Source organism: Fluviicola sp., from assembly GCF_039596395.1.
Taxonomy (GTDB): Bacteria; Bacteroidota; Bacteroidia; order Flavobacteriales_D; family Crocinitomicaceae; genus Fluviicola.
On the sequence record NZ_JBCNJT010000002.1, the window covers coordinates 176,369 to 193,400 of the forward strand.

Annotated in this window: 19 protein-coding genes; 4 read left to right on the forward strand and 15 right to left on the reverse strand. The window is 44.3% G+C overall.

All coding sequences use genetic code 11. The features are described from left to right. Positions 1 to 90: 90 nt before the first annotated feature. The 7 genes from ABDW02_RS09855 to ABDW02_RS09885 form a co-directional block, all read right to left on the reverse strand. Positions 91 to 1,551, reverse strand: coding sequence for a UDP-N-acetylmuramoyl-L-alanyl-D-glutamate--2,6-diaminopimelate ligase (locus ABDW02_RS09855; protein WP_343634391.1), 1,461 nt, complete (start codon positions 1,549 to 1,551; stop codon positions 91 to 93). Then, positions 1,548 to 3,650 carry a penicillin-binding protein gene (locus tag ABDW02_RS09860; protein ID WP_343634392.1) on the reverse strand — a complete coding sequence of 701 codons (2,103 nt, stop codon included), beginning with the start codon at positions 3,648 to 3,650 and terminating at the stop codon, positions 1,548 to 1,550. Before ABDW02_RS09860 ends, ABDW02_RS09855 begins: the two co-directional genes overlap by 4 nt. After that, positions 3,647 to 4,150 (reverse strand): FtsL-like putative cell division protein, encoded by a 504-nt coding sequence (locus tag ABDW02_RS09865; RefSeq protein WP_343634393.1) that lies wholly within the window; start codon positions 4,148 to 4,150, stop codon positions 3,647 to 3,649. The genes ABDW02_RS09860 and ABDW02_RS09865 overlap by 4 nt, the downstream gene beginning before the upstream one ends. Next, positions 4,140 to 5,066 (reverse strand): 16S rRNA (cytosine(1402)-N(4))-methyltransferase RsmH, encoded by a 927-nt coding sequence (gene rsmH, locus ABDW02_RS09870; protein ID WP_343634394.1) that lies wholly within the window; start codon positions 5,064 to 5,066, stop codon positions 4,140 to 4,142. The genes ABDW02_RS09865 and rsmH overlap by 11 nt, the downstream gene beginning before the upstream one ends. Next, positions 5,056 to 5,517: a division/cell wall cluster transcriptional repressor MraZ gene (gene mraZ, locus ABDW02_RS09875; protein ID WP_343634395.1), complete on the reverse strand. Its 462-nt coding sequence runs from the start codon at positions 5,515 to 5,517 to the stop codon at positions 5,056 to 5,058. The genes rsmH and mraZ overlap by 11 nt, the downstream gene beginning before the upstream one ends. Positions 5,518 to 6,426: 909 nt before the next feature. After that, positions 6,427 to 7,116 (reverse strand): RluA family pseudouridine synthase, encoded by a 690-nt coding sequence (locus ABDW02_RS09880; RefSeq protein WP_343634396.1) that lies wholly within the window; start codon positions 7,114 to 7,116, stop codon positions 6,427 to 6,429. Positions 7,117 to 7,211: 95 nt separating this feature from the next. Beyond that, a complete protein-coding gene (locus ABDW02_RS09885) occupies positions 7,212 to 7,946 on the reverse strand; it encodes a hypothetical protein (protein ID WP_343634397.1) in 735 nt (244 codons plus the stop codon). A 159-nt stretch (positions 7,947 to 8,105) separates the two neighbouring features. Here ABDW02_RS09885 and yihA point away from each other — a divergent pair, with 159 nt between their 5' ends. Further along, entirely contained in the window at positions 8,106 to 8,717 is a 612-nt protein-coding gene (gene yihA / locus ABDW02_RS09890; protein WP_343634398.1) for a ribosome biogenesis GTP-binding protein YihA/YsxC, read from the forward strand. Between the two features lie 66 nt (positions 8,718 to 8,783). Here the strand turns inward: yihA and ABDW02_RS09895 are convergent, their stop codons facing one another. Next, positions 8,784 to 9,797 (reverse strand): NAD-dependent epimerase/dehydratase family protein, encoded by a 1,014-nt coding sequence (locus ABDW02_RS09895; RefSeq protein ID WP_343634399.1) that lies wholly within the window; start codon positions 9,795 to 9,797, stop codon positions 8,784 to 8,786. A 192-nt stretch (positions 9,798 to 9,989) separates the two neighbouring features. Here ABDW02_RS09895 and ABDW02_RS09900 point away from each other — a divergent pair, with 192 nt between their 5' ends. Continuing rightward, the gene (locus ABDW02_RS09900; protein ID WP_343634400.1) at positions 9,990 to 10,256 is read left to right on the forward strand and encodes a hypothetical protein; all 267 of its coding nucleotides are present in this window, start codon (positions 9,990 to 9,992) and stop codon (positions 10,254 to 10,256) included. Here the strand turns inward: ABDW02_RS09900 and ABDW02_RS09905 are convergent. Continuing rightward, positions 10,253 to 10,609 (reverse strand): MGMT family protein, encoded by a 357-nt coding sequence (locus ABDW02_RS09905; protein ID WP_343634401.1) that lies wholly within the window; start codon positions 10,607 to 10,609, stop codon positions 10,253 to 10,255. The genes ABDW02_RS09900 and ABDW02_RS09905 overlap by 4 nt on opposite strands. Before the next feature lie 165 nt (positions 10,610 to 10,774). On the opposite strand from ABDW02_RS09905, the gene ABDW02_RS09910 reads away from it, so the two are divergent. Next, entirely contained in the window at positions 10,775 to 11,095 is a 321-nt protein-coding gene (locus ABDW02_RS09910; protein ID WP_343634402.1) for a T9SS type A sorting domain-containing protein, read from the forward strand. 74 nt (positions 11,096 to 11,169) lie between these two features. Then, a complete protein-coding gene (locus tag ABDW02_RS09915; protein ID WP_343634403.1) occupies positions 11,170 to 11,541 on the forward strand; it encodes a DMT family protein in 372 nt (123 codons plus the stop codon). Between the two features lie 84 nt (positions 11,542 to 11,625). Here the strand turns inward: ABDW02_RS09915 and ABDW02_RS09920 are convergent, their stop codons facing one another. The 6 genes from ABDW02_RS09920 to hisH are packed head-to-tail and all read right to left on the reverse strand — an operon-like array spanning position 11,626 to position 16,967. Then, the gene (locus tag ABDW02_RS09920; RefSeq protein WP_343634404.1) at positions 11,626 to 12,213 is read right to left on the reverse strand and encodes a sugar transferase; all 588 of its coding nucleotides are present in this window, start codon (positions 12,211 to 12,213) and stop codon (positions 11,626 to 11,628) included. After that, complete coding sequence (locus ABDW02_RS09925) at positions 12,213 to 13,424, reverse strand: DegT/DnrJ/EryC1/StrS aminotransferase family protein (protein WP_343634405.1); 1,212 nt, start codon at positions 13,422 to 13,424, stop codon at positions 12,213 to 12,215. The genes ABDW02_RS09920 and ABDW02_RS09925 overlap by 1 nt, the downstream gene beginning before the upstream one ends. 36 nt (positions 13,425 to 13,460) lie before the next feature. Beyond that, positions 13,461 to 14,486, reverse strand: coding sequence for a glycosyltransferase family 2 protein (locus ABDW02_RS09930; RefSeq protein ID WP_343634406.1), 1,026 nt, complete (start codon positions 14,484 to 14,486; stop codon positions 13,461 to 13,463). A gap of 1 nt (position 14,487) precedes the next feature. Beyond that, positions 14,488 to 15,561, reverse strand: a complete 1,074-nt coding sequence (wecB, locus tag ABDW02_RS09935) for a UDP-N-acetylglucosamine 2-epimerase (non-hydrolyzing) (protein ID WP_343634407.1) — start codon at positions 15,559 to 15,561, stop codon at positions 14,488 to 14,490. A 15-nt stretch (positions 15,562 to 15,576) separates the two neighbouring features. Further along, on the reverse strand, positions 15,577 to 16,350 hold the full coding sequence (locus ABDW02_RS09940) for an AglZ/HisF2 family acetamidino modification protein (protein WP_343634408.1): 774 nt from the start codon (positions 16,348 to 16,350) through the stop codon (positions 15,577 to 15,579). Further along, on the reverse strand, positions 16,350 to 16,967 hold the full coding sequence (gene hisH, locus ABDW02_RS09945) for an imidazole glycerol phosphate synthase subunit HisH (RefSeq protein WP_343634409.1): 618 nt from the start codon (positions 16,965 to 16,967) through the stop codon (positions 16,350 to 16,352). The genes ABDW02_RS09940 and hisH overlap by 1 nt, the downstream gene beginning before the upstream one ends. Between the last annotated feature and the right edge of the window lie 65 nt (positions 16,968 to 17,032).

Genomic DNA, 17,032 nt, shown 5'->3' on the forward strand with positions numbered 1-17,032 from the left:
TTTTTTGCTCGCTTAACAGGCTCGCTGAATTCCATGCATATTTGCTTTGCTCGTATGATGTGGTATTCTTATTTTTCACCTGTTTATTCATTATTTTTTGAGTTTATCGAAGTAATTTTTAACCACGTCGAAATCATCGAAAGGATGTTTTACGCCGTTGATTTCCTGGTATTTTTCATGTCCTTTTCCTGCGATCAGGATAATATCTTTTGCCTGCGCCAGGGAAACAGCTGTTTTAATCGCCTGGTCACGATCCAAAATGGAAAGCACTTTCATCGTTTGATGCGCTCCCACACCCGCTTCCATTTGCCGCAGGATTTCAGCCGGATCTTCTGTTCGCGGATTATCCGAAGTCAGAATGACTTTATCACTCATTTCACAAGCAATGCGGGCCATTTCGGGTCTTTTCAGCGCATCGCGGTCGCCTCCGCAACCGACAACCGTAATCACCTGCTCATTTCTGGTGCGGATATTCTCGATCGTTTTCAATACATTTTCCAATGCATCCGGTGTGTGTGCATAATCCACAATCGCCGTAATATCCGTAGTACTTTTCGTGAACTGGAAACGTCCGTCAACTGCCTCCAGGCTGCTTAGTACCGTCAACACTTCCGTAGAATCGGAGCCCAGCAACTGGCTGATGCCGTATACCGTTGCAATATTATATGCGTTGAAATCACCGATCAGGCGCGTCCACAATTCAATTCCGTTCACAGTCAGCAACAATCCGCTGAAACTGTTTTCCAGCACCTTCACTTTGAAATCTGCATGGGTCTTGAGCGCGAAAGTGGAAATCTTTGCTTTGGTGTTCTGCACCATCACCATTCCGTTCTTATCATCCGCATTCACCAGGGCAAAAGCTTCTTTATTCAGCCCATCGAAGAAAGCCTTCTTTGCAGCGATGTACTCTTTGAAGGTTCCGTGGTAATCCAAATGATCGTGGGTAATATTGGTAAACGCCCCGCCTTTGAATTCCAATCCGGCAATCCGGTTTTGAGATACTGCATGCGAACTCACTTCCATGAAACAATGCGAACAACCCTGAGCCACCATATCAGCCAGCAAGGCATTCAAAGCAATCTGGTCCGGAGTAGTGTGTGTAGCAGGAATTACTTCTTTCCCGATCAGATTCACGACCGTAGAAAGCAAACCTACTTTATAACCCAAACCAGTGTACAAATCGTGCAACAAGGTTGTAGTGGTCGTTTTCCCGTTCGTTCCCGTTATTCCCACCAAAAGCAAAGACCGGGAAGGATAATCGTAGAAAGCATGTGCCAATTCTCCCAAAGCCAGAGAAGAATCCGGGACAATCAGCAAAGTAACTGTTGCAGGAACGTCAACAACGCGTTCCGCAACAATTACCTTACATCCTTTTTCAACAACCTGCGGAATGAAATCGTGCGCATCCACCTGCGTACCTTTCACAGCAACGAAAAGCGTTCCTGGAGCCGCCTTCCGGGAGTCTGAAACAAGCGCAGAAATCTCCACATCAGCAGGTCCTATCCACTGAGTTACTTTCGTTGCTTTTGCTAATTCACTGACTGTTTTCATTCCAATATTAATTCCATTAATCCCCCGGCCACTGCTGGCGATCCGGCAGGAATCGTTTGTTTTACTACTTTTCCGCTTCCGCGTATATACACATGCATTCCCAGGCGCTCGATCAGGTAAACCGCATCCTTGGCAGTTAATCCCGTAACACTCGGAACTGTTGTAGAAGATATTTTCCGTGGTACAATCGAAATATGCGATTCCGAACCCCGTACCCGCGACCACTCGCTGTAAGCATCCATTTGATAAGGCAAATGCAAGCGTTTCAGAACGACCAGCAAGTCATTGATATTTCCATCCTTAATCAAAGGCGCTTCTTCCGCACGCTTTTTCTCTTCGTTAATCGCCTTGTGGTAATTCAAAGAGTTCGAATACACCTTATTCGCAATAGCAGAGAACACTGTTCCCGAAACGGTTGCCCCGTAAATGTCTTTCGAAGGCGCCGCTACCACCACAATACAGGAGTAAAGCGGTTCATCTGCCGGGAAATACCCGACAAAAGATGCCTGATAGGTTTTATTTCCATCTTCCCCGTAACGCCCGTCGGCGTTCTGCACTACCGCAGTCCCTGTTTTACCGGCAATGTCGAACAATGCAGATTTCAGGGCACTACCCGTTCCACGCTTCACAACTCCTTTCAAACATTCCTGCATCAGACGAAGCGTTTTGTCAGAACAGATTTTCGGGCGAAGAACAATTGGCTTGAAAGACTTCACAATGCGCTGGCCGCGGCGAATGTGCTCTACAAACTGCGGACGAACCAATGTCCCGTTATTTGCAACTGCATTGTAGAAAGCCAAAGTCTGCAAAGGCGTTTGCTGCACCTCGTAACCGATCGACATCCATGGAAGTGAAATTCCCGACCATTGTTTGGTTCCCGGCGCGTACAACGTTGGCCTTGGCTCACCCTGCAAATCAACTCCCAATGAATCTCCGATCCCAAACGAACGCAAACGGTCAATAAACACCTGCGGCTCTCTGCGATAGGCATTGTTAATGACACGCGCTATCACATTCGACGACAATTCAAAAGCCCTGCGGATCGTGATTCTTCCATATCCGTAAGGATTCGAATCGGTCAGTTTCAAATTGTAGAACTGGTATTCCCCGTCAGCATTTACCGTATCATCCAGGCTGATCTTCTGATCTTCCAGAGCAGCCATTAAAGATGCCAGTTTGAATGTCGACCCCGGAACCTCTTTTGTACCGATCGCATGGTTGTACAATTCGTAGTATTCACCGTCCGAAGCCATCTGCAAATTCGAAACTGCGCGAACAAAGCCTGTTTTTACATCCATTACGATCACACAACCGCTTTTCGCGCCCTGATTTTTCAACTGGCGGTACAATTCCGAATGTGCCACCTCCTGGATTTCCATGTCAATGGAAGTAATCAGGTCAGCCCCCTCGATCGGTTCGCGGATCATTTTCCCGGTTTTTTTCCAGCCGGAAGAAATACGCTGTTCCACTTCTTCTCCCGGTTCACCTGCCAGGATTTCGTTGTAAGCTCCTTCAATTCCTACACGTAATTCTTTCGAATTCCCGTTATTCTGGTAATATCCCAAAGTCCGCTTCAGGATTTCCCCGTGCGGACGTTTTCTCAAAATCGTTTCGTCGGTATCAATCAAACCACCTTTATTCCTTCCCAGGTTGAAAATCGGGAGTTCTTCCACGCGGTGTCTTTGTTCATTCGTTGCTTTCAGCTTAATGGTAATATACCTTCTCTGCCTAGCCCTTCCTTTCCGGATGTAATTTTCGAAATCACGCGCCGAAGTTTCCGGGAATATTTTGCTTAAACCTGCACACAAAGCACCTATTTCCTTATCGAAAACATCCTGATCCACAACAGTTGGATCCATGTGTATGTCAAAGAACGACACCGATGTAATCAGCGGCGTATAATTTCTATCCAATACTTCTCCGCGACGCGGGTATTTCTTAACCGCCCTTGTCGGGATTTTCTCTTTAGTTGCCGTAAACAATGAAGCACTGCCTTCCGACTGGATCATGATCGTTTTCACAACCACAACTATCAAGGCAATGAAAAAACCTATGTAAACCAGGTAAGCCCGCCACATCAAGTCTTTTTTATCACTCATTCTTTTCGCTTTAATCGTATTACTTTTACCGGGTTAACCGTTTCCTTCAACCCTCGTTTTTCCAATGCCTGAACCAGGCGGTAACGGGAAGTCGATTCTTCCAATCGCGCTTTGTTCTCAATATATTCAGCAGTTTGTGCATCTACATCCGCCTGCAAATCAGTAATATCTTTCTGCAACTGCTTCCCGTAATATCCTTTTGCAACCATCAGCATCAACAGCAACAGAATGAAGAAAATGAAAGTCAGGTTGTTCAAAACAAAATCCCTGGTCAAAATCTCCCCGTTCAACACCTGGATCAACAGGTTCTGACGTTTTGGTTTCACATTGCTTGCAGCAGCAGCTTTCGGTTTCGGACCGGCTTTCGCGGAAGCGGTCTTTTTCGAGCTTTTCTTTCCCGGATTTTCATTCGGAATTTCCGTGGAGTAAGTTGTGCGGGACGATTTACCCCGTACAGCATCCATTGGATTTTCCTCCCGTTCTCTGTACTCATTTTCCATCCGCTACCCTTTTTGCAATTCTCAACTTCGCACTTCGCGCACGCGTATTTCTTTGAATCTCTTCTTCCGTCGGAAGGATCGGTTTGCGATTCACCTCCTCAAAAGGCTTCAACACTTTCCCGAAGAAATCCTTTTCAATCGAACCATCCAGGTTACCACGCTTCATCAGGTTTTTCACCAGGCGATCTTCCAGGGAATGATAAGACATCACCACCAGGCGACCATCAGGCTTCAACACATCCGCAGTTTGCAACAAGAATTTCTCCAGCACATCCATTTCCTGGTTCACCTCAATCCGAAGCGCCTGGAATACCTGCGCAAAGAATTTATGATCTTTAAACTTAGGGGCAACCGGCATCAAAGCCTCCATTAATTCACCCGTAGTTTTGATTTTCGATTTATTGCGCGCTTTTACCAATTCTACCGCTGTCTTGAACGGATGATCCAATTCGCCGTATTTTCTGAAAATTGCAGCCAATTGTTCTTCGTCGTAAGTCTGAACAATTTTTGCAGCCGTAAAATCACCAGCCTGGTTCATGCGCATGTCCAAAGCCTCATTGGAACGGATGGAAAACCCGCGCTTCGCATCATCAAACTGATGAGAGGAAACACCCAGATCCGCTAAAATCCCGTCAACCGCCGGAATACCCAAAACACGTAAATGATTTTTCAGAAAAGCAAAATTGGCAGCCACGAAATGGAAATTCGGAGCTTCCCATGCATTTGCACGGGCATCCGGATCCTGATCAAAAACGATCAGTTTTCCTTTTGAAGAAAGTTTTTCGAAGATTGCACGGGAATGACCGCCGCCACCAAAGGTAACGTCCACATAAACTCCATCCGGATTGATATTCAATCCATCCAGACACTCCTGTAGCATGACAGGCACGTGGTATGTCGCATCGTTATTCGTCATCATTCCCCAAATCACCCATTACTTCATCTGCCAAATCAGCAAAATCAGCCATGTTTCCATCGATCAACTCGAAGTATTTGGACTTGTCCCAGATCTCAATTCGGTCGTTGTATGCGATCAGCATCACATCCTTATCCAAACCAACCCGTTCCATGTGCATCACCGGGATCAGAATACGACCGGCATTATCCAGCGCAATCTGCTTTGCCCCCTGATGAAACAAGCGGTAGAACATACGGTTCTGTGGTTTGAACAAATTCAGCTTCGACAATTTCAGTGACAACTTCTCCCATTCGTTCATGGGGTAAAGCGTCAAACATTCCTCGAAACCTTTATTCAACATGAATTGTTCCTGAGCTTCCGGAGAAAGTTGTTTGCGCAGACCGGCAGGAAAGAGAAATCTCCCTTTTCCGTCCAGCTTCACCTCAAATTCTCCGACAAGTCCAGCCATAGCTATTAATAATGGGTAAAATTAGGGAGAATCACCCACTTTTTACCACCAAATTACACTTTGTTGATAACTTCTAACGTAGTCAACCCACACAAGGTTACAACAATTTGTTCAAAATAGCTGTTTTTACTGAATTTTTAGGGTTTTGACAATTGGTGGTAAAAAGTGGTAGAAGATGTTGAATTGTGGAAAAATCAGTGAAGGAATTGCGAAATAATCAGGAGTCCTCTTCTTTCAAAAAGACATCTATAACAGTGTTTGTGAACCGGTTAAAAACCACATCCTGGAAAAACAGATGACATCCAACCGGATCCAGTATTTTACACCTAGTCATTGAAAAGAATCCGGGATGTTTAAATCGGTCTGAGCGGTTGAAAAACCGGCCAAACATCAAAAACAGCTGAAAAATTCAGCTATTTCAGAAAAAAAATATTTTTTTCACCGCATGAGCAGAATTTGCAACACCCGGAAAATGAGCACGAAAACTTTCGGAAATCCCCACAAAATCGATTTACTTGCGGAAAACCACATTTTCATTTTCAGTATTTATACGGTTGCACAAACTGCAGGAAGTCCCTACCTTTGTTCCAACACTATTCGCAAGAGAGTCAGAAGCTGATCAGGCACACCGTTTGTCAAGGAAACAGGAGCGTTGTCTGGGCAGAAATATCAGATGACTTTTAAAAAATTGAATCCGGCTGGGAAATTTCAATTGAAACGATTAATTTTCCAGTCGATTCACCAAAGAAGGCACTAATTGAAAAAATAAAAAGTGTCTGCTATTCAAACAGCGCAAAATAGCAGGCCTTAAAGATACTCTTACGCAAGAGTTAGTTAGGTTAAGTTGTAGTAGAAAAGCCTCGGCAGCAATGTTGGGGCTTTTTCTTTTGATGTTCTTTTTTGGGGATTCTATTGGTGATTATCCAGGAAAACCTTCCAGAAATCCGGTAACGGCTCCTGTAATTCAATCTGTTCTTTCCTAAACGGATGATCAAATTTCAAGCTATGAGCATGCAGGAACAATTCATGAATGCCCAATTTTTCCTGGAAATAATGATTATGATGACGGTTCCCGTATTTGGGGTCGTTGATGATCGGATGGGAAATTTTATTGGCATGGATACGCAACTGATGCATTCTTCCGGTAACCGGCATTAGTTCAACTAAACTGTAACGCTGCTTTTCATAGGGCGGGATCACATAATTGCGCTCAAAATGCTCCAAACACCGGAACAGGGTTTGTGCTTCTTTGTAATTTCCGCGATCATTCTTTACCGGAGAATCTATTTCCCCTTCAGTTTCCAGATGACCACGCAGCAATGCCAGGTACTTTTTTTCGATCCCGCCATTCTCGAACAAAACCTGGAAATCGGCTACCCATTCAGCTTTTTTGGCAAAGAGAATCAAACCGGAAGTCTTCCTGTCAAGGCGATGCACCGGACAAGCTTCTGGCCAGCCTTGTTCGCGAAGCAGATCTGTTAAAGAGATTTCTTCGATATTCCGCGCATAGTAAGAATGATGCACAATCAGATTATTCGGCTTGTAAACAACCAAACACCAGTCATCTTCATAAAGCACTTTAATCCTTTCCGTATTCACAGGTATTATTTGAACCTGCAAAGGTATTCCGAAAATCGGGAACAAAAAAAACGTGGAAGACATCTCCCACGTTCCAGGTTGGTTTTCGGTTTTAATTATTCGATCGTAACAGCCAGTTGGTTCACGCGCTCTTTACCGAAATAGTAATTCTTGCCGTTAATTGTTGTCTGCATCAATTTATAAGGAACAATCATTGCAACGGAAGTGCCTGCGCTCAATCCGCTCAACTCCGAAGCAGTAAACGTGCAGGAATTAGAGCTTCCAGCAACCGTTTTAGACACATTCCCGATTACAAACAGCGTAGAATCTGCGTCGGAAACCGTGGAACAAGTGAGCGTGTATCCATTTGCCTTTGTAACAGTTGCGCCACTTGTAATGGCTGATCCTGTAGGGAACGCCAATGCACTTGCGTCATACGTAAATGCTGCATGCCCGCTTCCTCCTGCAACAGACCAATTTGTGGAAGAAGAGAAATCCAATCCGGTTGGCATGGTTTGTCCCGGAGTGAATGTATATGCGTTATTGGAAGCTTTTGCCAGGTTTTGAGAATTCACGGAAACAGCGCCCACATCTACCAAATCAGTTGTTCCATTCATAAAAAGTCCGACTGCGGTCCCGATCTCGATGGTAAAACCCTGCATCGTTGTGGAAGACTTGATTGCCCACATCACACCGTCTGCGTTGGAAGGAACAGGTGTTGTGTTTCCTGCCGGAGTACTCACCGGAGCCGGTGTCGGTTCTTCCGGGATGATATTTTCCTTTTTGCAGGACGACATGAAGACGCTCAATGAACAGAGTAAAACAAAGAAGGTTGTTTTTGAATTTTTCATAGGATATTATTTATTGGTTCCTGCAAACTTATTCCAGTGGCCGGAATCATTCAATACTTCATTTGCCGTATTTTAACTACAGAATGAGAAACAGAAACAGCACGAGGATTCCGTGACAAGCCGAATTATTCTCGTAACTTTGCAGCAAATTCAGAAACAATGATTATCAAAGAAGCCAAATTCGTTATCAGTAATACCGATATTAAATTGTGTCCGACGGACGGAAAACCGGAATATGCATTCATCGGGCGGTCGAACGTGGGGAAATCTTCTTTGATCAATATGTTGGTGGATAAAAAAGATTTGGCGAAGACTTCCGGGAAACCGGGAAAAACACAGTTAATCAATCATTTTCTGATCAACGACGAATGGTACCTGGTCGATCTTCCGGGATACGGATACGCAAAAGCTTCCAAGTCGAGCCGGAACCAGTGGGAAAAATTCATTTCGGAATATCTGACCAAGCGGGAAATGCTGATCAATATTTTCGTTTTGATCGATTCGCGCCTGGAACCTCAGAAAATTGACCTGGAATTTATGACCTGGTGCGCCGAAGAACAACTTCCTTTCTCCATGGTATTTACCAAAATCGACAAACTTTCCAGTTCTGCACTTCAAAAGAACCTCGCAGCGTATAAAAAAGAAATGCTGAAATATTGGGAAGCGCTTCCGCCGGTGTTTACAACCTCCAGCGAATCTCAATTCGGACGTGAAAAACTCCTGAATTACATCGAGCAGATCAATACGGATTTGGCAAAAAGTCAACAGTAAGTATAGGTAAATGTCAAACTCGCATTCAATTTTATCCTTTTTACATTTACCTTTTTAACCTAAATATCAGTCCATTCTGCCTTTGATCGTCGTTGCGATGGTATCTTCCAGGTCTGTGAATTCGAAATCCGGAAAATCCCGCAATAGTTTCTCATTGGAGAATTTGGAATTGTTTTGTGAGCTTCTTGCACTTTCACGGGTAATCGTTGGCCTTTTTCCCCGGATTCTTCCGAGAATTACCGACAAACGCCAGGCCAGTCCTGTCAAGAAGGGCCCCGCCAATTTGGAGGGTGCTTTCACTCCCAGTTGTTTGCAAATCCGGTCGAACAATTCTTTGAATTTCAGATTGAAACCTGTTACCAGGTAGCGTTCTCCTGTTTTTTCTGTCTCGATCAGTTTCAGGATGAGTTTCGTCACATCGCGCACATCTACAAACGCATTGGAACCATTCGTATAGTATTTCAATCCTTTATGGAGCGTGCGGAAAATCTTCAGCGAACTTTCTTCCCACGATCCCGGGCCAAACATCACACTCGGATTTACGATCGAAACGCGCAATCCTTCTTCATTTGCCCTCCAGACTTCTTTTTCCGCACTGAATTTGGAAAGTGAATAACCGCTCACCTCATCATTGGGATTCCACAAGTTACTTTCGCGCTTTAACCCGTCGGCAAACTGAGAATCACTTCCCACAGCTGCTGTAGAAGAAACATGAATGAATTGGTTCACTTCCGCAGCCAGGGCAAAATTGACCATATTGGCCGTTCCGCGTCTGTTCACTTTGAAAAGCAAATTAAAATCCCTGCGATGAAAAGAAACAAGGGCCGCACAATGAACAACTTTGGAAATCCCGATCAGAGAATCTTCTACATCAGCCAAATCCAGAACATCGCCCTGAAACCAATGTAGCTTTTGAAGCAAGGTTTCTTTTTCGTGCGGATAATAGAAATCCAGTAATTTATAAACCACTTCCTTCCGGGCTTCTTCCCGGAACAGCGCTCTCACCTCATATCCTTTATGAAGCAATTCGACCACTACGTGTGATCCAAGAAGTCCCGTTGAACCGGTTACCAAAATCATGTCTTACAAATGTAATCAGGATTCTTGAGTGTAAAATAGAATACCCAGGTTATTAATTTGAATATTCTATCAGAAAAAATGAATATTTAACGATTCCGGGAAAACAACAGATTTTTTTAATGAATGGTTTGTATGTACCTTTGATTTATGAAATGGAAAAATCTACTACAAGTCCTTTCACTTCTTGCGTTAATGAGTTCATGTCAGTCGGAATATGAGCGCCAGGTTCAGTACGCGAAAAAATTAGTTGAGAAGGAACGGAGCTTATTAAACCAAATGGGAGAAATGGAAACTGTGTCTTACAGTTACAATGCGCTGGAATCGATTCAAAAGGAACTTTCTTTCCGCGCGCACCTTTCCGGAAACGAGGAACTGTTCAATGAACAGATTGCCGACTACCGAAGCGATTGCGAAATCAAGGTAAGCGACGATCAGCAACTCATTTCAAAATTCCCTTAATCGATTTGTAATTCTGTCATCGGGTCCCAAAAGACTTCTTTCCAATTGACAATTTGGTCGTCCTTCACTTCAATTCCATCTTTCAGGAGCAATTCCTCCATGGCTGTTGGTGTTTCGAAATGCATTTTACCTGTTAATTGCCCGTTTCGGTTAACCACACGCTGAGCAGGGACATCTTTCCCATGAGCAGCATTCATGGCCCAACCTACCATCCGGCTCCCGCTTTTTGCTCCCAAATACTTCGCAATCGCACCGTAAGAGGTCGCTCTTCCTTTCGGGATTAATTTGACGACCTGATATACGCGATCGAAAAAATCGGCATTTGCTTCCGAGAGTTTGATTGGTTTTACCATACTTAAAAGTAATTGAAAAAGATTACTTCAGCTACGCCCAGTAACCTTTTCACAATAGAAAGTCAGTATTCAGGTGACTGAGCGGAGTCTAAGGCACCGAATTAAATTTTCCATTGGTGTAACGTTTACTATTCCGCCCGATTATAAGGTTAAATCCAAAATACCATGAAAACCTTCGTTTTACTAGGCGGGCTTCTCCTTTTTTCCAGCTCCCTATCGGCACAAACAAGTGATCCTCCGGAAGAAAACCAATTACCTGCGTGGGACCTGAAAGTTTATCCGAATCCGACCAGTGATCTGTTGATGGTTACTTCTTCCCTTGAAATCAAAGACATTACATTGATAGACCTGAACGGCCGGGTATTGAAAAATCGCGCCATGCCGAATTGGTGCTTTTCATTGCACGACCTTCCCCAAGGCTGGATATTTGTGTATATCGAAAGCGCTGACGGACGCATTGAAAAGAAAAACGTTTATAAGAATTAAACATATTCCACAGTGGGCGTCCCGTACGTACGGGACGCCCACTGTTTTTTTTACATTTGCAGGAAAAAAGAATCATGAGAGCACTTCTTACCATTGTATTGCTGCTTATTTCCAATTCCTTCATGACATACGCCTGGTATGGCCATTTGAGAGATAATCCGGATGCGAAGAAAACCGGTTTTTGGGTATTTGCCACAACCATTTTGATCAGCTGGGGAATTGCCTTGTTCGAGTATATTTTTATGGTTCCTGCCAATAAACTGGGATACCAGGGCAACGGCGGACCTTTTTCGCTCATTCAATTAAAAATAATCCAGGAAGTAGCTTCTCTGGTCATTTTCATGGTTTTCTCATTGGTCTTTTTCAAGGACGAATCCCTGAAATGGAACCATGCTGTGGCTTTCCTATTGATTTTGATCGCGGTTTACCTGGTGTTTAAGAAGTAACGTTCAAAGGAGTTCAAAAAGTTTAAAGAATTCCATTTGAACATTTGAATCTGCCGCGGCAGCGGCATTTGAACATTTGAACATTTATTTTACCATTTTCAAAAACGTCTGCCACATGATTTTAATATCCTGGCTCAGGGTCGGATTGGCAATGTATTTTTTATTCAATGCGATTTTGGCTGGCATGATCTCGTGGATATATGTTTCTCTCGGGTTTTCGGATTTCCCCAGCAATTCGTTTTCTTTGAAATATTCCAACGAGGCATAATCCGTAATTCCGGGCTTTACCGAAAGAACTTCGCGTTGTTCGGGTGTATACAGATCCACGTACTCCTGTACTTCGGGGCGCGGGCCCACGATACTCATTTCTCCCGACAGCACATTGATGAACTGCGGAAATTCGTCCAGTTTGGATTTACGGATAAAATAACCCACGCGGGTAATTCTCGGATCGCGCATACCCACCGTCAACTTTCCCAATTTATCGGCATTCACGCGCATTGTACGGAATTTCCACAAGCGAAACGGAACGCCATTCTTTCCGACACGCTGCTGCCTGTAAAACACACCTCCTCTGCTTTCACAAATAATCGCGATGGAAATCAGGATGCCAAACGGAAGAAAGATCATTAAAACAATGAACGAAACGAGTATGTCGAACAAACGTTTCATTATCCCATCACCTGTTTTACGGCATTTTTAACGGCCCGGATCACGATCTGTACTTGTTCGTCTGTCAAATCGAAGTAAACAGGCAAGGTAATTTCATTTGAATATTTATCCCATGCTTCCGGGTAATCTTCCATTTTATACCCACGGCTTTTATAGGCTGTCAAAACCGGCAGCGGCTGAAAATGGACATTGACGGAAACATCCTGGTCAAAGATCGCCTGCATGATTGCATCCCGCTGTGCTTCCGAAGCACCTCCGATACGCAACTGGTACAAGTGATAGCATGTTTCGCGCTTTTCGTCTTTCATCTTCGGCAAAAGTGCCCAGGATTCGTTTTTCAAACCTTCATTATACGCCAGGCAAATTGCTTTTCTTCTATCCAGGTTTTCCTGGAAACGGTCCAGTTCCACCAAACCGATGGCCGCCTGGATATCCGTCATATTGCATTTAAAACCGGGTTCTGTCACGTCGTAACGCCAATTGCCCTTCTGTGCTTTTGCCAAAGCATCTTTATTTTGTCCGTGAAGGATCTTTACACATAAATCTTTGTAGATAGCATCGTGATCAAAACCATCCGGTAAATTGATTGACATGCTTCCTCCTTCTGCGGTGGTCAGATTCTTTACGGCATGAAAGGAAAAACAGCTTACATCCGCTATTGCACCCGAACGTTTCCCGCCATAAGTCGCTCCGAAGGAATGTGCGGCATCCGCTGCAACCAGGATTCTTCCCAATTGCTTCTGAAAATCAGAATTCGGCTGGAACATGCTTTTGATTTGCGGATCATTAACGATTTCATAGATTGCGTTGTAATCACACGGGAAACCTGCAATATCCACCGGCATAATCGCTTTGGTTCTCGGAGTAATGGCTTTCCGGATAGCTTCTACCGAAATATTGAAATCATCCGGGTTGATATCCACCATCACCGGTTTTGCTCCTGTGTGTATAATCACATTTGCCGAAGCACAATAGGTAATTGCCGGAATAATCACTTCATCTCCCGGGCCGATCCCCCACCAGCGCAATACCACTTCCATTCCTGCTGTCCAGGAAGAAACGGCAACCGTACATTTGTTTCCGCAATATTCGGTCAGTTGCTTCTCGAATAATTTCGTTCTCGGACCGGTTGTAATCCAGCCTGAAGTCAGGGCACTTGTTACCTCATCAATTACTCGTTGATCGATACGGGGCGGTGAAAATGGAATCATTTGGAAAATTTATAATTCAAAGGTAAAAAATAGTTTTTATCGGGACATTTTTTTGTACTTGTCGCCGGGCTTCTTATTGGCAATTAAAAACGCTGCTATTCCTTTCAGATAGCCCCAACCATAACTGATATGCAGGATGGGAAAAATGACCAGGATCTTATTGAACTCCGAAACATTCTCTGAGATGCGTGAAGTTACCAGCAAATCAAGTATCACATAAAGCACCAGGAATCCCAGTCCGATCAACCCGAGAATAGTGTGGATCAGAAAGGAAAACGGCAGCAGGATCAAAAACAACACAAACAAAGGCGGAACCAATTGACGAAGTGTTGTAACTGCTTTGTGTTTCTTGTTGACATATACTTTCCAGTAGCCGTATTGCATAAACTGTTTCCACAACTGACGCAGGTTTCCGCGCACGTAGTATTTCAGGTAAATCCCGGCATGGAAGAAAATCTTGCCGCCATTCTTTGAAACCCGGTAATTGAAATCATCGTCCTGGTTGCGAACCAATTCTTCGTCGAAATACCCGATTTTCTCAAATACCCACATCGGGTACATCGGGCTGGTAACCGTGTCGGTATAACCGGATTCGTTCAATGTCCGGAAATTTCCAAGCCCCATTCCGAAACTGGTCGACATGGCTTTCGCGATGTGTTCTCCGGTTTTATTGATGTATTGATTGACGATTTTTCCGCCTACACACCACGTTGCAGGGTCTGTCTGCAATTGGTGCAGGCACTCGCTCAGGTAATTCGGGCTCAGAATATGCCTTGCTCCTACAATTTGAATGTAATCGGCTGTCATGTCTGCATAAATCCCCAGATTAAACGCGTAAGGAGTCAATTGTTTCTGGTTATCGATCAATTGCAGGGTTTCATAGGTTGCCTGAAGCGAACGGATCTTTTCACGCGTTCCGTCGTCAGACATTCCATCGACTATAAAAACCGAAATTTGCACCTGCTCGGAGATGTGTGATGCATAAATCGCATGGATACATTCTTCGATATAGATACTTTCATTCCTGCACGGAATAATGACAGACAATTTGATCCTATTCATTTCAATTCTTTAGTGTATTACGAATAACAGCCACCATTTCAGCCGCTGCATTTCCTGTTCCGAAATAGTCGCTTCTTTCTTCGGCCGGATTAAAGCCCGTGATGGCTCCTACTATTTTTTGTTCATCGGCACCAACCAGCGTATTCCAGCCATTTTCAACGGTTTCCACCCATTCGGTTTCTTCTCTCAGGGTAATGCAGGGAATACCGAGGAAAAAAGCTTCCTTCTGGATTCCGCCGCTATCTGTTACAATCTTTTTAGCAGCCGATTCCAGCATCACGATATCCAGGTAACCGAGCGGATCAATGACCTGAATATGGTCTGCAAGCCGGATCCCGTAAGATTGCAGGTATTTTTGTGTCCGCGGGTGAAGCGGAAGCACGATCTTTTCAAGAACGGCATTCAATCCGCTTACAATGGATTTCAAGCGTTCGGGATCGTTGGTATTTTCCGCACGATGGATCGTACAAAGAATGTATTCTTTTTCAGCAAGTCCCAAATCAGCCAGGATACTGCTTTTTTGCCGGGCAATTTCCCGGAAATGCAGGATTCCGTCATACATTACATCACCAACCAGGTGAACTCCCTGATGGATTCCTTCGCGGTGCAGGTTTTTTACCGCGGTCTGCGTAGGAGCAAACAACAGTTCCGAAAGATGATCGGTTAAGATGCGGTTTTGTTCTTCGGGCATGGCTTTATTGAAACTTCTCAGGCCAGCTTCCACATGTATCACCGGGATCAGCATCTTGGAAGCCGCCAAAGCACCTGCCAGTGTAGAATTGGTATCTCCGTAAACCAGTACAAAATCCGGTTTTTCCGTTTCCAGTACTTTTTCAATCGCTGTAAGCATAGCACCGGTCATTTCTCCGTGAGGACCGGAACCGATATTCAAATGGTATTTCGGATTGGGAATATGGAGTTCTTCAAAGAAAACATCCGACATGTTGGGGTCGTAATGCTGACCTGTGTGTACCAAAATTTCTTCAAAATGTTCACGAAATGCAGAAGACACGACCGCAGCTTTAATGAATTGAGGCCGGGCTCCCAATACCGTGACAATTTTTAATTTTCCCATCGGTGACAAAATAAGCTATTTCCGTTGAATACTGGAATAAATTCTTTTTAAAGCAGCCTGATCTGGGTAAGAAATGAGTACCGCATCGTGTTTTCCATGAAAAACGAACATGGTTCCGGCAGCTACTGCAGAAGCTCCGGCTTCCACTCCCCGGCAAAGATCTTCCAGGTTTCCGGCACCTCCACTTACAACTACCGGAATCTTAACCGCCCGGCGAATCGCTTTTATCAATTCCAGATCATAGCCGCTTCGCGTTCCTTCCCGGTCAATGGAATGGATCAATAATTCACCAACTCCCAGTTGCTCCAGCTTTTGTGCATATTCAAGCGGGTCCAGGTCGATTAATTTGGTAGCCGAACGGGTATACAAACGGTATTCACCCGAATTGTTTTTCTGCACGTCCAGGGAAACACAAATGCTGGAACTTCCGAATTCTGTCACGGCTTGTTTCACGAATTGCGGGTTCTCCACGGCCTCTGTTCCTATAATCACTTTTTCAATCCCAATCTGTATGATCTGCCGGATATCTTCTATGGTTTTTATTCCTCCTCCGTAAGATAAAGGCATGAAACATTCCCCGGAAATTTCTTCCAGTAAGCGAATTTGTACCGGAGTTCCTTTCACGGAAGCATCCAAATCCAGGAAAACCAGTTCGTCTACTTCTTTTTCATTGAAAATGCGAATGGCATTCAGGGGATCGCCGATGTATTTCGGGTTGCGGAACTGAACGGTTTTAACCAGCGCTCCGTTTTGAAGCAAAAGTACCGGGATACATCTTGGTAATGCCATCAGAAGTGAGTAACAAAATTGGTTAATAACTGCATGCCGTATTTGTGGCTTTTTTCGGGATGAAACTGAACTCCCGCAATGTTTCCTTTCTCCACCGATGCATCAAAAGGATGAATGTAGTTTGCTTCCAGGATTACTTCATCGCGGTTTTCACAGCTCACGTAATAAGAATGCGCAAAATAGAATTTCGTTTCGTCGTCCAATCCGGTTAGAAGCCTGCTTTGGACATTTGTGCCCGAAACGTATTCCCAACCCAGGTGCGGAACCGGAAATGCCTGGTGATTATCCGGGCGAAACTTTTTGCTTTCCTGCCCAATCCAGGACAAACCGGGCAAACTTCCTTCTTCGCTTTTCAGTCCGAACAGCTGCATTCCCAAACAAATGCCAAGAATAGGAACCCGGTCTATCAACACCCGCTGATTCAAAACGGAAACCAATTCTTTTTCATGCAGATTGGTCATTCCCTGATCAAAAGACCCTACTCCCGGAAGGATTAATTTCGTAGCTCCGGAAATCGTTTCCCGGTCGCTTGAAATCACTGCATCGAACCCGATAAACTGAAGCATGTTCTTTATCGAACCCAAATTTCCCAGACCATAATCTACAATTACTACCATCCCTAAGTTTAATCATTGTTCAAAGAGTTCAAAAAGTTTAAAGGGTTCTATTTGAACATTTGAAT

What these genes read in the sequence shown, in the direction of transcription:
- ABDW02_RS09855 (WP_343634391.1), bottom strand. Translation starts at nt 1,551, where the DNA reads ATGAAAACAGTCAGTGAATTAGCAAAAGCAACGAAAGTAACTCAGTGG.
- ABDW02_RS09860 (WP_343634392.1), bottom strand. Translation starts at nt 3,650, where the DNA reads ATGAGTGATAAAAAAGACTTGATGTGGCGGGCTTACCTGGTTTACATA.
- ABDW02_RS09865 (WP_343634393.1), bottom strand. Translation starts at nt 4,150, where the DNA reads ATGGAAAATGAGTACAGAGAACGGGAGGAAAATCCAATGGATGCTGTA.
- rsmH (WP_343634394.1), bottom strand. Translation starts at nt 5,066, where the DNA reads ATGACGAATAACGATGCGACATACCACGTGCCTGTCATGCTACAGGAG.
- mraZ (WP_343634395.1), bottom strand. Translation starts at nt 5,517, where the DNA reads ATGGCTGGACTTGTCGGAGAATTTGAGGTGAAGCTGGACGGAAAAGGG.
- ABDW02_RS09885 (WP_343634397.1), bottom strand. Translation starts at nt 7,946, where the DNA reads ATGAAAAATTCAAAAACAACCTTCTTTGTTTTACTCTGTTCATTGAGC.
- yihA (WP_343634398.1), top strand. Translation starts at nt 8,106, where the DNA reads ATGATTATCAAAGAAGCCAAATTCGTTATCAGTAATACCGATATTAAA.
- ABDW02_RS09895 (WP_343634399.1), bottom strand. Translation starts at nt 9,797, where the DNA reads ATGATTTTGGTAACCGGTTCAACGGGACTTCTTGGATCACACGTAGTG.
- ABDW02_RS09900 (WP_343634400.1), top strand. Translation starts at nt 9,990, where the DNA reads ATGAGTTCATGTCAGTCGGAATATGAGCGCCAGGTTCAGTACGCGAAA.
- ABDW02_RS09905 (WP_343634401.1), bottom strand. Translation starts at nt 10,609, where the DNA reads ATGGTAAAACCAATCAAACTCTCGGAAGCAAATGCCGATTTTTTCGAT.
- ABDW02_RS09910 (WP_343634402.1), top strand. Translation starts at nt 10,775, where the DNA reads ATGAAAACCTTCGTTTTACTAGGCGGGCTTCTCCTTTTTTCCAGCTCC.
- ABDW02_RS09915 (WP_343634403.1), top strand. Translation starts at nt 11,170, where the DNA reads ATGAGAGCACTTCTTACCATTGTATTGCTGCTTATTTCCAATTCCTTC.
- ABDW02_RS09920 (WP_343634404.1), bottom strand. Translation starts at nt 12,213, where the DNA reads ATGAAACGTTTGTTCGACATACTCGTTTCGTTCATTGTTTTAATGATC.
- ABDW02_RS09925 (WP_343634405.1), bottom strand. Translation starts at nt 13,424, where the DNA reads ATGATTCCATTTTCACCGCCCCGTATCGATCAACGAGTAATTGATGAG.
- ABDW02_RS09930 (WP_343634406.1), bottom strand. Translation starts at nt 14,486, where the DNA reads ATGAATAGGATCAAATTGTCTGTCATTATTCCGTGCAGGAATGAAAGT.
- wecB (WP_343634407.1), bottom strand. Translation starts at nt 15,561, where the DNA reads ATGGGAAAATTAAAAATTGTCACGGTATTGGGAGCCCGGCCTCAATTC.
- ABDW02_RS09940 (WP_343634408.1), bottom strand. Translation starts at nt 16,350, where the DNA reads ATGGCATTACCAAGATGTATCCCGGTACTTTTGCTTCAAAACGGAGCG.
- hisH (WP_343634409.1), bottom strand. Translation starts at nt 16,967, where the DNA reads ATGGTAGTAATTGTAGATTATGGTCTGGGAAATTTGGGTTCGATAAAG.